Source organism: Mucilaginibacter sp. (assembly GCF_028288205.1).
Taxonomy (GTDB): Bacteria; Bacteroidota; Bacteroidia; order Sphingobacteriales; family Sphingobacteriaceae; genus Mucilaginibacter.
Genome location: NZ_JAQBOD010000002.1, coordinates 1 through 13,895 on the forward strand (window position 1 = coordinate 1; position 13,895 = coordinate 13,895).

Annotated in this window: 14 protein-coding genes, 5 tRNA genes and 1 pseudogene; 4 read left to right on the forward strand and 16 right to left on the reverse strand. The window is 40.6% G+C overall.

The annotated features are described in order from the left end of the window. Positions 1 to 40: 40 nt before the first annotated feature. From rplK to rpsU, 13 genes are all read right to left on the reverse strand, one after another. Positions 41 to 481 (reverse strand): 50S ribosomal protein L11, encoded by a 441-nt coding sequence (rplK, locus tag JWR23_RS00050; RefSeq protein WP_299511380.1) that lies wholly within the window; start codon positions 479 to 481, stop codon positions 41 to 43. Between the two features lie 129 nt (positions 482 to 610). Further along, entirely contained in the window at positions 611 to 1,153 is a 543-nt protein-coding gene (nusG, locus tag JWR23_RS00055) for a transcription termination/antitermination protein NusG (RefSeq protein ID WP_214071512.1), read from the reverse strand. A gap of 11 nt (positions 1,154 to 1,164) precedes the next feature. Then, the gene (gene secE, locus JWR23_RS00060; protein ID WP_299496733.1) at positions 1,165 to 1,359 is read right to left on the reverse strand and encodes a preprotein translocase subunit SecE; all 195 of its coding nucleotides are present in this window, start codon (positions 1,357 to 1,359) and stop codon (positions 1,165 to 1,167) included. An 18-nt stretch (positions 1,360 to 1,377) separates the two neighbouring features. Further along, positions 1,378 to 1,448 (reverse strand) — tRNA-Trp (locus JWR23_RS00065). A gap of 113 nt (positions 1,449 to 1,561) precedes the next feature. Then, positions 1,562 to 2,749, reverse strand: coding sequence for an elongation factor Tu (gene tuf / locus JWR23_RS00070; protein ID WP_299511381.1), 1,188 nt, complete (start codon positions 2,747 to 2,749; stop codon positions 1,562 to 1,564). 69 nt (positions 2,750 to 2,818) lie between these two features. Continuing rightward, a tRNA-Thr gene (locus JWR23_RS00075) sits at positions 2,819 to 2,890 on the reverse strand. A gap of 100 nt (positions 2,891 to 2,990) precedes the next feature. Then, a tRNA-Gly gene (locus JWR23_RS00080) sits at positions 2,991 to 3,063 on the reverse strand. Positions 3,064 to 3,174: 111 nt separating this feature from the next. Next, positions 3,175 to 3,255 (reverse strand) — tRNA-Tyr (locus JWR23_RS00085). An 84-nt stretch (positions 3,256 to 3,339) separates the two neighbouring features. Continuing rightward, positions 3,340 to 3,412, reverse strand: a tRNA-Thr gene (locus tag JWR23_RS00090). Between the two features lie 340 nt (positions 3,413 to 3,752). Beyond that, complete coding sequence (locus tag JWR23_RS00095; RefSeq protein ID WP_299511382.1) at positions 3,753 to 3,908, reverse strand: hypothetical protein; 156 nt, start codon at positions 3,906 to 3,908, stop codon at positions 3,753 to 3,755. Between the two features lie 146 nt (positions 3,909 to 4,054). Next, positions 4,055 to 4,402, reverse strand: a complete 348-nt coding sequence (raiA, locus tag JWR23_RS00100; protein ID WP_299511384.1) for a ribosome-associated translation inhibitor RaiA — start codon at positions 4,400 to 4,402, stop codon at positions 4,055 to 4,057. A 54-nt stretch (positions 4,403 to 4,456) separates the two neighbouring features. Next, positions 4,457 to 5,341, reverse strand: coding sequence for a tyrosine-type recombinase/integrase (locus JWR23_RS00105; protein WP_367277498.1), 885 nt, complete (start codon positions 5,339 to 5,341; stop codon positions 4,457 to 4,459). A gap of 48 nt (positions 5,342 to 5,389) precedes the next feature. Next, positions 5,390 to 5,584: a 30S ribosomal protein S21 gene (gene rpsU / locus JWR23_RS00110; RefSeq protein ID WP_299511385.1), complete on the reverse strand. Its 195-nt coding sequence runs from the start codon at positions 5,582 to 5,584 to the stop codon at positions 5,390 to 5,392. Positions 5,585 to 5,874: 290 nt separating this feature from the next. Here rpsU and JWR23_RS00115 point away from each other — a divergent pair, with 290 nt between their 5' ends. The 4 genes from JWR23_RS00115 (at position 5,875) to JWR23_RS00130 (ending at position 9,450) form a co-directional block, all read left to right on the forward strand. After that, on the forward strand, positions 5,875 to 7,455 hold the full coding sequence (locus JWR23_RS00115) for a cell wall metabolism sensor histidine kinase WalK (protein ID WP_299511388.1): 1,581 nt from the start codon (positions 5,875 to 5,877) through the stop codon (positions 7,453 to 7,455). Positions 7,456 to 7,527: 72 nt separating this feature from the next. After that, on the forward strand, positions 7,528 to 8,379 hold the full coding sequence (locus tag JWR23_RS00120) for a methylated-DNA--[protein]-cysteine S-methyltransferase (RefSeq protein ID WP_299511389.1): 852 nt from the start codon (positions 7,528 to 7,530) through the stop codon (positions 8,377 to 8,379). Positions 8,380 to 8,594: 215 nt separating this feature from the next. Next, the gene (locus JWR23_RS00125; RefSeq protein WP_299511391.1) at positions 8,595 to 8,864 is read left to right on the forward strand and encodes an Ada metal-binding domain-containing protein; all 270 of its coding nucleotides are present in this window, start codon (positions 8,595 to 8,597) and stop codon (positions 8,862 to 8,864) included. Beyond that, positions 8,851 to 9,450: an alpha-ketoglutarate-dependent dioxygenase AlkB gene (locus JWR23_RS00130; protein ID WP_299511393.1), complete on the forward strand. Its 600-nt coding sequence runs from the start codon at positions 8,851 to 8,853 to the stop codon at positions 9,448 to 9,450. Before JWR23_RS00125 ends, JWR23_RS00130 begins: the two co-directional genes overlap by 14 nt. Positions 9,451 to 9,473: 23 nt before the next feature. On the opposite strand, the gene JWR23_RS00135 is transcribed toward JWR23_RS00130, so the two are convergent. From JWR23_RS00135 to JWR23_RS00145, 3 genes and pseudogenes are all read right to left on the reverse strand, one after another. Further along, positions 9,474 to 10,646, reverse strand: coding sequence for an acyl-CoA dehydrogenase family protein (locus JWR23_RS00135; RefSeq protein WP_299511395.1), 1,173 nt, complete (start codon positions 10,644 to 10,646; stop codon positions 9,474 to 9,476). Between the two features lie 403 nt (positions 10,647 to 11,049). Continuing rightward, entirely contained in the window at positions 11,050 to 13,506 is a 2,457-nt protein-coding gene (locus JWR23_RS00140) for a hypothetical protein (protein WP_299511397.1), read from the reverse strand. 93 nt (positions 13,507 to 13,599) lie between these two features. Next, positions 13,600 to 13,895 (reverse strand): annotated as a pseudogene (locus tag JWR23_RS00145) (adenine phosphoribosyltransferase); the annotation flags it as partial.

The window sequence follows — 13,895 nt, forward strand, 5'->3', positions numbered from 1 at the left end:
TAATCTAGCCACTGTCTTAAACTGATTTGTATAAATTTAATTAATTCCAGGGTGCCGTACCTGATACGGTTATCCCCATACTGCGGGCAGTACCTGCTACCATTTTCATGGCTGATTCTACTGTAAACGCATTTAAATCAGTCATTTTATCTTTAGCTATAGTCTCAACCTGATCCCAGTTTACACTGGCAACTTTTTTACGGTTAGGCTCGGCCGAACCACCTTTTAAACCTGTTGCTTCCATTAACTGGATAGCTACAGGAGGAGTCTTAATGATAAAATCGAAAGATTTGTCAACATAAACAGTTATAACTACAGGTAACACTTTACCAGGTTTATCCTGGGTACGTGCATTGAACTGTTTGCAAAACTCCATTATGTTCACCCCTTTTGCACCTAATGCAGGCCCTATTGGAGGTGATGGATTTGCAGCACCGCCCTTCACTTGCAGCTTAACCATTGCACCGACTTCTTTTGCCATTTTGTTTATTATTTAATTATTCAATGTTATAAAGTGGAAGCTATGTAACATTTTGTTTATCAGGTTGTAACGCCCAATGTCTTTGTTTATATAAATTCGAAATCGAAAATCTGATATCCGAAATAATAATTATTCTTTTTCTACCTGCATGTAATTCAATTCGAGCGGCGTACGGCGGCCGAATATCTTTACCATTACTTTTAATTTCTTTTTCTCTTCGTTAACCTCTTCAATAACACCGCTAAACCCGTTGAAAGGGCCATCCATTACTTTAACATTTTCGCCTACGTAATATGGAACGTTCATGGTTTCGCCCTGCGCGCTCATCTCATCAACCTTACCTAAAATACGGTTAACTTCTGCCTGGCGCAAAGGGATAGCATTACCTTGTTTATCACCAAGGAAACCTATTACACTGTTCACATTTTTTATAATGTGCTCCAACTCACCATCCAAAACGGCTTCCATCAATACATATCCCGGAAAGTAATTACGCTCTTTAGCTATTTTCTTCCCGTCGCGCATTTGGTAGTATTTTTCAGTAGGTATCAATACCTGCGGTACCAAATGAGTAATACCCAAACGGGCAATTTCGGCATCTACATATTGTTTAACCTTCTTTTCTTTACCACTTATGGCGCGTACCACATACCATTTTAACTGATCACTCATCTATATATGTATTAAGCCAGTGAACTATAAAATTTATTAAGCAGGTAACCGATGATCTGGTCCATACCAAATATTAGCATAGCGATAATTATTGCTGCAACTAATACCAAAACTGCGCTGTTTTGCAATTCTCTCCAGGTTGGCCAGGTTACTTTCTGGGTCAACTCTATGTAAGACTCTTTAATATATTCAGATACGTTAGCCATTCTTAATTTTGCTATAAGCACGGGAACAAGGATTCGAACCCTGATCAAAGGTTTTGGAGACCTCTATTCTACCGTTGAACTATTCCCGTGTGTTCCATTGTTCCCGAAGGAACTTTATAATATTGATAAAGTACCCTGGCAAAAAGCCGGGGTACTTTACAAAAAATTAACCGTTATACTACCCTTAAAAAAGGGTGTGAAATTATTTTAAAATTTCAGTTACCTGGCCGGCACCTACTGTTCTGCCACCTTCACGGATAGCGAAACGTAAGCCTTTTTCCATCGCGATAGCGTTGATCAACTTTACAGTGATGGTAACGTTATCACCAGGCATAACCATTTCTACACCTTCGGCTAAGGTGATTTCACCTGTAACGTCTGTTGTACGGAAATAGAATTGCGGACGGTATTTATTAAAGAATGGTGTGTGACGACCACCTTCTGCTTTTGATAATACGTAAACTTCTGCTTTGAAATCAGTGTGCGGAGTTACTGAACCTGGTTTGCAAATAACCATACCACGACGGATATCAGTTTTTTCAATACCACGTAACAATAAACCTACGTTATCACCAGCTTCGCCACGGTCAAGGATCTTGCGGAACATCTCAACACCTGTTACGGTTGATTTTAAGTTCTCTGCACCCATACCTAAGATGTCTACCTGCTCGCCTGAGTTAATTATACCACGCTCGATACGGCCGGTTGCAACAGTACCACGACCAGTGATCGAGAATACGTCTTCAACAGGCATTAAGAATGGAAGCTCAGTTAAACGTGGAGGAATAGGGATGTTAGCATCAACCGCGTCCATCAATTCCATAATTTTTCCAACCCATTTTGGATCGCCGTTAAGACCACCAAGAGCCGAACCCTGGATTACAGGGATATCATCACCCGGATATTCGTAGAATGATAATAATTCACGAATTTCCATTTCAACAAGTTCCAATAATTCCGGATCGTCAACCATGTCAACTTTATTCATAAACACAACCAATGAAGGCACACCTACCTGGCGGGCTAAAAGGATGTGCTCGCGAGTTTGAGGCATCGGGCCGTCAGTAGCAGCAACAACGATGATAGCACCGTCCATTTGAGCAGCACCTGTAACCATGTTTTTCACATAATCAGCGTGACCCGGACAGTCAACGTGAGCATAGTGACGGTTAGCAGTTGAATACTCAACGTGAGCTGTGTTAATAGTGATACCACGTTCTTTCTCTTCAGGAGCTGAGTCGATTGAATCGAATGAACGAGCTTCTGAAAAACCCGCGTCAGCCAACACTTTGGTGATAGCTGCGGTAAGGGTTGTTTTGCCGTGGTCAACGTGACCGATTGTACCGATGTTTAAATGCGGTTTACTGCGGTCAAACTTTTCTTTTGCCATGATTTATTATTGTTTGTAGGTTAATTTATATTCTTAATTGTTATTATATTATATACGCTTTATACGTTGAGCCAACAATGGGATTTGAACCCATGACCTCTTCCTTACCAAGGAAGTGCTCTACCCCTGAGCTACGTCGGCTAATTTGTTAGCTCATTGGTTCACTTGTACATTAGTTCATTAGTGCCTTGCAGCTGGTTACCAATGAACCATTTGAACTAATCAACCAATGAACCATCCGAGCGGAAGACGAGGTTCGAACTCGCGACCTATAGCTTGGAAGGCTATCGCTCTACCAGCTGAGCTACTTCCGCTTTTTATTTCAATGAGTGATTGAGTGAATTAGCGAATGATTGAGTGAACATTTTTCAATATCTACCTTTCATTCACTCATTCACTCAATTATTCCCTCACTCATTATCCTGTGGGGGGAGAAGGATTCGAACCTTCGTAGCCGAAGCAGCGGATTTACAGTCCGCCCCATTTGACCGCTCTGGTATCCCCCCGTTTTGTTGATTTACGATTTTTGATTTCAGATTTACGAATGACAAGCAATCGTAAATCGTAATTCTCAAATCTTAAATTAACAGAGCCTCCTATCGGGATCGAACCAATGACCTACTGATTACAAGTCAGTCGCTCTACCAGCTGAGCTAAGGAGGCTTAATATATACCTATATATGCTGCTGATGATACAGATCGTTCAAGAACTAACCGCAAAAAATTCGCCGGCTATTTATAAGGTTATTATTTTTTATTTTAAAGAACCACCCTCTTTAGTCAAGAAGCGCGTTACACACCTCTCCGAAAGGGATTGCAAATTTACAAAATTTTAACGCTGTACAAAATTTTTTATCAAAAAAAAGATGATGACTTTTTGAGGGGGGATTTTGGGTGAATTTTGGGATTGATTTACAGCGAGAAAAGGTGTTTCTTATAGTTTGTTTAAGAACTCACTTGCGTCCTGAAGCTGGATCTTACCCTCTTTATACAGTTTGATTTCTTAGGCCGTTTTTTTTAAGCGACTATAAAGCAATTGCTCTGATTTATTTAAAAGCTTTTTTGCAGTATCGGGGTGTTGAGCTATATGATAATCGAAACCGAAAGCATCCGGCACGGCTTTAATGGCTTTTTCGGTTTCGATATTTACAGTAAGCATTGTCATTATTACAAATAATATAATATTATTTAAACAACAAAAACTCTTTAAATAACAATCGACGGGTTTTTTGCCCGCCGATCAAAGTAAATATTGTGATTTAGCTCCCTGTTAAGTCTCCCCTACCGGGGGAGATTTAGAGGGGGCTAAATCTCCTCTTCGGTTGATGCCAATACGGCTTTTTTAACCTCTTGAGCGGCAATCTCTTTTCGCTTTTTGTGCTTACCTATTTGCTTGCGTAAACTCTCAATTGCAAGGTCTGTGGCCTCTTCAAAAGTTTTACATTGTTCTTTCGCAAAAATCTGGTTACCCGGTAACTGCAGTTTTAACTCTGCTATCTTGTTAGCTTCGTCTTCTACATTCTCCAGCTTTAAATAAACTTCGCCGTTTATAATGTTATCATAAAAGGTATCCAGCTTATCGGCTTTCTTCTGTATAAATTCTAATAATCCCTTGTCTGCAGTAAAATGAATTGATTGCACTGTGATATTCATGATTCCTCCTTTTTATGCCTTAGGATGGGCTAGTTAGTAAATATACTTTAATAGTTAAACGGAATTATGCGTATAAATTTGGGTAGCGCTAAGGTTGGCATGGCCCAGTAATTCTTTTATCGCATTTAAATCGGCACCAGCGTTTAGCAGGCTGGTTGCAAAGGTGTGCCTCAACACGTGGGGGCTCTTTTTATTTTGGGTTGATATGTTAGATAAGTATTTATGCACTATTAAATAAATTAGTTTTGGATATGCATTTGCCCCTTTATCTGTAACGATCAATGCCAATGAATTGTTATTAAAATTTTCACTTTTCTTTAACTCGCTGTATTTCAACAACAATAAACACAGCTCGCGGTTCAGGGGTATTATACGCTCTTTATTACGCTTGCCTAAAACCTTTACCGTACCCTCGTAAGTATTGATATCGCTCTCCTTTATTCCTATTAATTCGGCAAGGCGCATGCCGGTGCCAAAAAGCATTTCTATTATTAATTTATCGCGCACGCCGGCAAAGTCGTCGCTAAACACATTGTCGCTATCCAGCATTTGGGTAAGGCGCGCATCCTCTACTACAACCGGTAAATGTTTTGGAATCTTTGGTGTGTTAATTTTTGATGCCGGGTTAACCGTTAGCACTCCCTCCTGCACTAAAAATTTAAAGTATTTGCGCAGCGTAGCAATTTTACGGTTGATGGAACGCGCGGTAAGCTGCTGGTTCATGAGCTCAACCATCCAGTTGCGTATCTGGTAATGGGTAATGTCTTTCGGGTGGGTTACGGTTTCTTCGGGATGATTTAGGAAACCTATAAACTGGTCAAGGTCTGACCGGTAGGCACTTACGGTATGCGGAGAGTACCGTTTTTCGAATTTAATATATTGTATAAACCGCTCTAAAAACATAAAAACTACTTGTACATCCGAATAATGAATATACAAATAGTTTTTTATATGATGTCAAAAAAACTGAAAATTCTTTTTACAGAATTAAACAGTAGTTTCCAGGTTCATGTTCTGCTTGTAGATGGCATGTTTAACCTCGTGACGACGGGTCACAGATTTTTTCTCGAATGCCTGGCGACTACGTAGTTCGCGTAGAACTCCGGTTTTTTCAAATTTCTTCTTAAAACGTTTTAACGCCTTGTCTAATGATTCGCCTTCTTTAATATTGATAATGATCATAATTTCCTACATACCTCCTTTCAGGGAAGGCAAAGGTACACACAATGTTTTGATTTTCAAATAGGTTTTTTGTTTTGAATAAAAGCAGCTCCGGATTCCTCTAAAGCCACACCTTAATCCTTCTCATTTTTCAAATCAGCAGAACGGCGAAATAATAAAAATCCAAATAATTCGTATAAGTAGAGTCAAGCACTCCCATGATTTTTCGAATTGCAAATTTGTGTAATCTATTTATATTTAACCCGCCTATTTCTATTTACAGTTAACTATTTAAGTTTAACTAATACAAAATGAATACAAATAACTATCTCCAAACATCATATAGTCATTACCTGCAAGGCGGCGGCGAAATGGGGCGGCTAACCAGAGAGCTTGATTGGAGCGAAAATGTTTTGGGCGATCCTGAAGGGTGGTCACAAAGTTTACTAACTACTATAAGTATAATGCTTAATTCGCGGTTCCCTATGTTTTTATGGTGGGGACCAGAACTCATACAGTTTTATAATGACGCTTACCGGCCAAATTTAGGCAACAATGGCAAGCACCCAACAGCTTTAGGGCAGCGGGGCGAAGAATGCTGGCCGGAGATATGGCCGATTATAAAACCTTTGATAGACCAGGTTATGGCCGATGGTGAGTCAACCTGGAGCGAGGACCAATTAATCCCTATTTACCGCAATAATAAACTGGAAAACGTTTACTGGACATTTAGCTACAGCAAGGTAGTTGATGAAACCGGGAAGCCTGCCGGCGTATTGGTAATGGGTAATGAAACAACTGATAAAATAAAATCATACAATAGTATAAAGGATGCTAAAAAAGAGCTGGAATTTGCCATTGAGGCTGCCGATCTGGGTACCTGGGAACTCAACCCCAAAACCAACAAATTTATAGGCAATGAGCGTTTAAAAGACTGGTTCGGGTTATCTGGTAATGAAGAGATAGACCTGGAAAGAGCTATTGATATGATTGCATATGAAGACAGGGATAATCTTATCGATGCTGTCCAAAAAGCGATGGCGAAAGGATCAGACGGTAATTTCAATATTATATATACAATTAAAAATCCAAATGATGATTTCAAGCGCATTGTTGAGGCTACAGGCAGGGCGTTGTTTGATAAAGAGGGAAACGTTTACCAATTTAGCGGCATATTGCAGGATGTTACCGAAGAGTATAAATTGCAACTGCGAAAAGATGAATTTATAAGTGTTGCCAGCCACGAGCTAAAAACACCTATAACATCGCTTAACGCATCTATGCAAATATTGCAAAAACTGGTTAAGACAGATAAGGCATCTGATAAAATTGCAATGTTTGTTAACATGGCAAGCAATAATTTAAATAAGCTGCTTAGTTTATTGGATGATCTGCTCAATGTAACTAAAATACAGCAGGGCCAACTGGCCTTAAAAGTAACCCGTTTTGACCTGGTTGAATTAATTAGGGATAGCTGCGAACACATACATCCCGGCGACCATGAATTAATATTGCAAGGCGATAATGAGCTAATGATCTATGCAGATGCCCGGTGCATAGACCAGGTTATGGTAAACCTGCTTAATAACGCCATTAAATATTCGCCACAATCAAAAAGAATTGAAATAACCGTTACCAATAACGGACAGGATGCCACCGTATCCATTCGTGATTTTGGTATAGGCATCGATCCTGAAAAATTGCCCTATTTATTTGACAGATATTACAGGGTTGATGCACTGGGTCATCAGTTCTCGGGCTTAGGTTTGGGTTTATACATAAGCTCAGAGATCATTAACAAGCATAAAGGGAAAATAAATGTTAGCAGTACATTAGGTAGCGGGAGCGATTTTAGGTTCACCATACCTATTAATTGTACACTGTTGGCATAATACAACTCCGCAAGAATCGGGTTTCACAGCGTTTTGCAGGCCGGTACATTTGTATCATTAAATGATAAAATTATGGAAACGCAGAACGAAATTGATTATAAAAGAATAGCCGAAGCAATAGAATATTTAAGGCTGAACTATAAACTACAACCCACATTAGAGCAGGCGGCCCAGCATGTAAGCCTAAGTCCATTCCACTTTCAGCGGATGTTTAAGGATTGGGCAGGTGTAACCCCAAAACAATTCTTACAGTACTTGAGCATTGAGCATGCCAAATCTATTTTAAAAGATAAACAAGCATCGCTGTTTGATACCGCTTACGAGACCGGCCTGTCTGGCACCGGTAGATTGCATGACCTGTTTATAAAAGTAGAAGGCATGACACCCGGCGAATACAAGAACGGCGGCGAGCAACTGCATATCAATTATAGCTTTGCCGAAAGTCCGTTTGGCACCATGCTGGTTGCATCTACCACAAAAGGAATTTGCTATATGGCTTTTGCAGATGACGATGAAGCCGAAGCTTTTGCCGAATTGCAAAAATGCTTCCCAAATGCTACCTACAACCAATTTCTGGATGCTATACAGCAAAATGCCATCTTTATTTTCACGCAGGACTGGAGTAAGTTGAGCGATATTAAACTTCATTTAAAAGGAACGCCCTTCCAGCTAAAGGTTTGGGAAACATTATTAAAAGTACCTATGGGCGGTTTAATTACCTACGGCGGCCTGGCGGGTAATTTGCAAAACCCTAATGCCAGCCGGGCAGTGGGGTCGGCAGTTGGCGATAACCCGGTAGCGTTTTTAATTCCTTGCCATAGGGTAATCAAATCAACCGGCGAGACGGGGCAGTATCATTGGGGGAGCCAGCGTAAAAACGCCATGATTGGGTGGGAAGCTTCGAAAGCATTCGCGGGGGTATAATCTCTTGTTTTGTTTCACGAAATAGTGAAACAAAATGTAACAAGTGAAACAAGATTTAGAGTTAACTTATTGAAAAAAAGCTTATTGCGAAAAAGTGATGTAACAAAATGTAACAACTTATTCGTCTGTATTTTTACGAATAAGTTTCTTTTATATTATTGATTATCAATAACTTATAATAAGTCAATTTTAGAGTTGGTGAAACAAAATTAGTTATGCTTAATCATTCTGATTTAGGAGACAGCAGCTTTGCCTGTTTACGCGCATTGCAACCCCTTATCGCCAAAGGCGAAATTAAACTGGCCGGTTATAAAGAAGCAAAGATATATGGCAAGTTAACCTGCGGATCTGGTAAACGGATGAAACCCGAAAACCGGGTATTTTTTTGCGATGAGCAGGAAGCATTGGCAGCAGGCTATCGTCCCTGCGGAAATTGCATGCGCGCGCAATACAAACTATGGAAATTAAAAAATGGAACTATTTAAAATAGATAATACTACCAATTTATTACCACACGATGGTGTGGTAAACTATTACGGCAAAGTAATGGAAACCGCCGAAGCCAATAATTATCTTAATGCTTTACTTAACACTATACAATGGAAAAACGATGAAGCCGTAATTTTTGGCAGGCACATCATTACCAAACGCAAAGTAGCCTGGTATGGCAATGATGGGTACAGCTACACCTACTCTAACACTACAAAACAAGCTTTAAGCTGGACCAAAGAATTGTTAGAACTTAAAGCGTTGGTAGAAGAATTAACCGGCGAACAATACAACTCTTGCCTGCTTAATTTATATCACACTGGCGATGAAGGAATGGCCTGGCACAGGGACGATGAAAAATCATTAGGAAAAAACACATCCATTGCCTCATTAAGTTTTGGTGCCGAACGGAAATTCGCGTTAAAACATCGCGTAAGCAAAGAACCTGTTTCGTTGATGCTGGAAAATGGCAGCCTGCTGGTAATGAAGGGTGCTACGCAAAGTAACTGGCTGCATAGTTTGCCTAAATCAAAAAAAGTTATTGCACCGAGGGTGAATTTAACTTTCAGAACGATGGTTTGATGAGTGACACCCACGCTTTTGGATTACTTCAATATTTCCCGGCTGATAACGATCTTCTGAATTTCGGAAGTGCCCTCGCCAATAGTACAAAGCTTCGCATCGCGGTAATATTTCTCTACCGGAAAATCTTTGGTATAGCCATAACCACCAAATATCTGTACCGCTTCGGTAGCGCATTTTACTGCAACTTCTGATGCGAAATATTTCGCCATGGCCGATTGTTTAGTTACCGGCTTATGCCGGTTTTTCAGATCAGCAGCCTGCATAATTAATAGTTCAGCAGCTTCTATTTCGGTCGCCATATCGGCCAGCTTGAATGATATCCCCTGGAAATTAGCGATAGCCTGCCCAAACTGGCGGCGTTGCTTGGCATAAGTAACCGCGGCCTCAAAAGCGCCTTTAGCAATACCTAATGATAACGCGGCAATAGATATACGCCCGCCATCCAATACCTTCATAGCCTGCATAAAGCCCTGGCCTTCTATGCCTAATAAGTTTTCTTTAGGTACACGGCAATTATCAAATACCAGTTCGGTGGTTTCTGATGCGCGCATACCCAATTTATTTTCTTTTTTGCCATGGGTAAAGCCGGCTGTTCCTTTTTCAATAACCAAGGCTGATATACCTTTCGAATCGCCTTTATTACCGGTGCGCACCATAACAACAGCTACATCGCCAGATTTACCGTGGGTTATCCAGTTCTTTGATCCGTTTACTATATAATGGTCGCCATCTAAAACTGCGGTAGTTTCCATGCCTAAAGCGTCCGACCCGGTATTGGCTTCGGTTAATCCCCAGGCGCCAATCCATTCGGCCGATGCCAGTTTGGGTAACCATTTATGTTTTTGCTCCTCGTTACCAAATGCCAATATATGCCCGGTGCAAAGCGAGTTATGCGCAGCAACCGATAAACCTATCGATCCGCATACTTTAGCTATCTCTACAATAACCGTAACATATTCAAAATAGCTAAAACCCGAGCCGCCGTACTCTTCGGGAACCAACACACCCATCATGCCTTGCTGGCCCAATTTTTTAAACAGCTCGACAGGGAAGGTCTGTGCTTCGTCCCACTCCATTACAAAGGGGCGTATATTTTTCTCGGCGAAATCTTTGGCCATCTGCCCCACCAATGCCTGATTATCATTGATAGAAAAATTGTATCCTGAAGGTATATCTGCAAGTAAAGTATCCATGTTTTTTAATTGATTTACTGCAAAGTAACGCTAAAAATAACAGATTAGTTTTATCTCAAACCCCTGTAAAAAGGGACCAAATTGGTATACGGTTCAAATAGTAGGTTTAGTTGATTTAAACCTATTTTATTATGCATGCATAGTATTAAATATTTTTTATACTCACCGGCCCCGCCCAGAGGCGGAGCCTCGGACAATATTATAGCAACGGATTTTAATCCGTTGAGAAATGAACAAACAATATTTGAAGAACCATCGGTTCGGCCAATATAATATGGGACGTACCTACGGCACTAATTATTTGGGTGGCTGTATTTTTTCAACGGGTTAAAATCCGTTGTTACAAAATATATCGAGCCGATGGCTCTTACTAACCTCCGGTTATTTATTTAAACAGTATCTACTACTCCACCTTATAATTAAACACCTGCCTGCCTAAAACACCTTTGGCGCTTATACCTTCTATAATTATCTGGTAGTTGCCGGCAACATCATTGTTATAAAATTCAACTTTTGCCTTGCCTGTTTTATCGGTAATTATTTCGGGGTTCCAGTACACGGTTGTGCGCAGGTCTACTCCTTTGGGCATATTTTCAGGATTATCATATTTGGGCGAGTAAAATTCACGGGCCATATAAACGGGTAAGTTAAATTGCCGCCTGTTTTTTGCAGTGGTGGTATCAATACGGGATGGATCAGAGCCTTTCCTGGTAGTTACCAGAAGCACCCCGCCCGAACCGCGTAAACCATAGATATTTGCATATGCGCTTCCTGCTTTCATAAATTCAATACTTTCAACATCCGATGGTGCGACCATCGATACCAACAATGATCTCGGACCAAAATCAGCTGGGCCAACAGCATTTCCGTCAATAACAAGTAATAACCCCCCTCTTAATGTTCTAAGATTGTTTGCCGCCAATGGCAGCATAGATGTTAAACAAGTTAGGTCAGCACATCGTTCTACATCTTTACCTGTTAAAACATAGTCGGCATTGCCCGGGCCGTTCAAATTATCTGAGTGCGAATTAACCAGTTTGTTTTTTGGGCGATAATCTTTAACTACCACCTCTTTCAAATATCTTGTTTTATTAAAGTTGATGTTCTTGCCTTCGGCTGTAAATACCCGGGCGGCAGCTTGTGCATAATTACTTATAATGGTATCGGCAAATTGATGATTGTCCAATGGGGTGATATTTGCAGACTTATAATTATCCAGTTTAATGGTAAATACCTGCAAGCCTTTTTCTTTTGCCTGTACAATAAACCTGTTGGCGGTCATATTATAAGGTAACCTAAATATAAAATGGCCTTGTTTATCAGTCACCGTATCTTGTATACTACCCGCTCCTGATTGTACCGGCAACAGGTTAACATGCATATTTACCGCCGGGTTACCATTTAGCCTCGTCACTGTTCCGCTAACAGTTAAATCACCCTCAGCCTGATAAGTAATTGCCGGCAGCGTTCCGTTAGCCATATCTTTCCAAGTAAACCGCCTGTAACCCTGCGTTAATAGCAGGTTATCCAGTTCTTTATTTTTTTCTGCGGATGGTTTGGTAAAATAATAATTCGGAGTTTCTATATGGCCTTTAATATCTGACGTTAGCAACAGATTACTGAAAATTGTTGTACCCATTTGCTCATCTTCGGCTATATCATCGGCATTAGTTACTGCTAATGAAAAACTTCCTGTTAGCGGATTACCTGCCGCATCTGTAGCTTGTACGGCAAGTTCTGTTTTACCGCGTTTTGGGTACACCTGCTTTACTTCTGGCAGGGTAAGGTTTATTTTTTGATAATTGTTAAACACCAACCGCTCGGCTACAGGCTCATTCTTTGAGTTAAACAGTGTGAATTGCAGCATACCGCCGGGCAATTTATTGCGGGGTGCAGTAATATTTACACGCTTATCCGGAAAGTTAGTTTTGTAAAAGAATAGCGGGTTACCATTTGACAGCGGCATTAGTACCATTTCTTCTTTATTCATTAAATCCGGGCTGGCCAGTAGCGAAACAGTCAGGCTGTCCGCATTACTTATATCTGTAGTAATTACATACCCGCTTTCTAAAGCTTTGGGTAAAGCAACATTTGTAGTAGTACCGCCCGGCAATTGAATAATGGCCGTATAACTTTTACCTTTTACAGGTGTAAGGCTGAATGAACCTATACCTGCATGATTGGTTTTAAAATCAAGCACAATGTTATTTTGCTCATCTATCAATTTGCCTGATATATTTATACTGTACCCGTTACTACCTACCGCTTTAAATGCGACGGTCGATTTTATTCCGTTTACCAGTTCACCGCCTTCAGGGAAAAATTGAATATCATAGCCTGGCGGCAGATTGCCGGTAACAGGTTTAGTATTAATGGTATGGTTATTTATGGTTGCTGTTTTATCCTTTGCAGGAAATGGATTAACCACATTGAATTTTTTTTCAAAGAAATACTCCGCCCCAAAATTGCGCATCCAGTTGGTATATGCCCTAATGCGGTAATTACCTGCCTGCAATAAACTATCAACCAACGTAATATCGCCGGCGGCAAAGCCAACGTTTATGGGTAATTGTAACGCTTTACAAACAGAATCTTTACTGTTTATCAATTCTATATGCAAAATACGGCTGCGGTCGCTTGGGATGTTATTGGCTGCATTTACCACATACCCCTCGAACCAAACGGTATCGCCCAGCGCATAGTAAGGTTTATCAAAATGCAGGTGCACTTTTTCGCGCGGATAGGTTTTATCATAGCGTTTTACATTACTCAACAATGCATCAAACTGCGCGGCCGACTGTGCGTGCGCAAAACCCAAAGGCAGCAAAGCGCACAGAACCAATAGCTTCTGTATTTTCATGGCAAGAATTTAGTTTATATATTAGGTATATAATTTTACTAAAATGGTGACACTATTTTACCAGTGTAGCAGGTGTAGCGCTACACTACACCTTTAATATTCTGCCAGCACTACTATCTTATCACTAATTGGAATAATCTTCTCTCTGCCTTTTAAAAAACCTAAACCTACCACAAATGAAAAGCCGGATACAATACCGCCCATTTCATGTATCAGATCGCTGGCCGCGGTTATGGTGCCGCCGGTTGCCAGCAAATCATCGTGCAATAATATATGATCGCCGGGTTCAAAAGCATCGGTATGCATTTCAATAACTGCCGAACCGTATTCCAGGTCGTACTTTTTTTGTTTGATGGTATAAGGCAGTTTACCCGCCTTGCGCACCGGTA

Bases quoted from the DNA above. Each gene is read 5' to 3' on its own strand.
- rplK (WP_299511380.1), bottom strand. From the start codon at position 481: ATGGCAAAAGAAGTCGGTGCAATGGTTAAGCTGCAAGTGAAGGGCGGT.
- nusG (WP_214071512.1), bottom strand. From the start codon at position 1,153: ATGAGTGATCAGTTAAAATGGTATGTGGTACGCGCCATAAGTGGTAAA.
- secE (WP_299496733.1), bottom strand. From the start codon at position 1,359: ATGGCTAACGTATCTGAATATATTAAAGAGTCTTACATAGAGTTGACC.
- tuf (WP_299511381.1), bottom strand. From the start codon at position 2,749: ATGGCAAAAGAAAAGTTTGACCGCAGTAAACCGCATTTAAACATCGGT.
- JWR23_RS00095 (WP_299511382.1), bottom strand. From the start codon at position 3,908: ATGCTTACTGTAAATATCGAAACCGAAAAAGCCATTAAAGCCGTGCCG.
- raiA (WP_299511384.1), bottom strand. From the start codon at position 4,402: ATGAATATCACAGTGCAATCAATTCATTTTACTGCAGACAAGGGATTA.
- rpsU (WP_299511385.1), bottom strand. From the start codon at position 5,584: ATGATCATTATCAATATTAAAGAAGGCGAATCATTAGACAAGGCGTTA.
- JWR23_RS00115 (WP_299511388.1), top strand. From the start codon at position 5,875: ATGAATACAAATAACTATCTCCAAACATCATATAGTCATTACCTGCAA.
- JWR23_RS00120 (WP_299511389.1), top strand. From the start codon at position 7,528: ATGGAAACGCAGAACGAAATTGATTATAAAAGAATAGCCGAAGCAATA.
- JWR23_RS00125 (WP_299511391.1), top strand. From the start codon at position 8,595: ATGCTTAATCATTCTGATTTAGGAGACAGCAGCTTTGCCTGTTTACGC.
- JWR23_RS00130 (WP_299511393.1), top strand. From the start codon at position 8,851: ATGGAACTATTTAAAATAGATAATACTACCAATTTATTACCACACGAT.
- JWR23_RS00135 (WP_299511395.1), bottom strand. From the start codon at position 10,646: ATGGATACTTTACTTGCAGATATACCTTCAGGATACAATTTTTCTATC.
- JWR23_RS00140 (WP_299511397.1), bottom strand. From the start codon at position 13,506: ATGAAAATACAGAAGCTATTGGTTCTGTGCGCTTTGCTGCCTTTGGGT.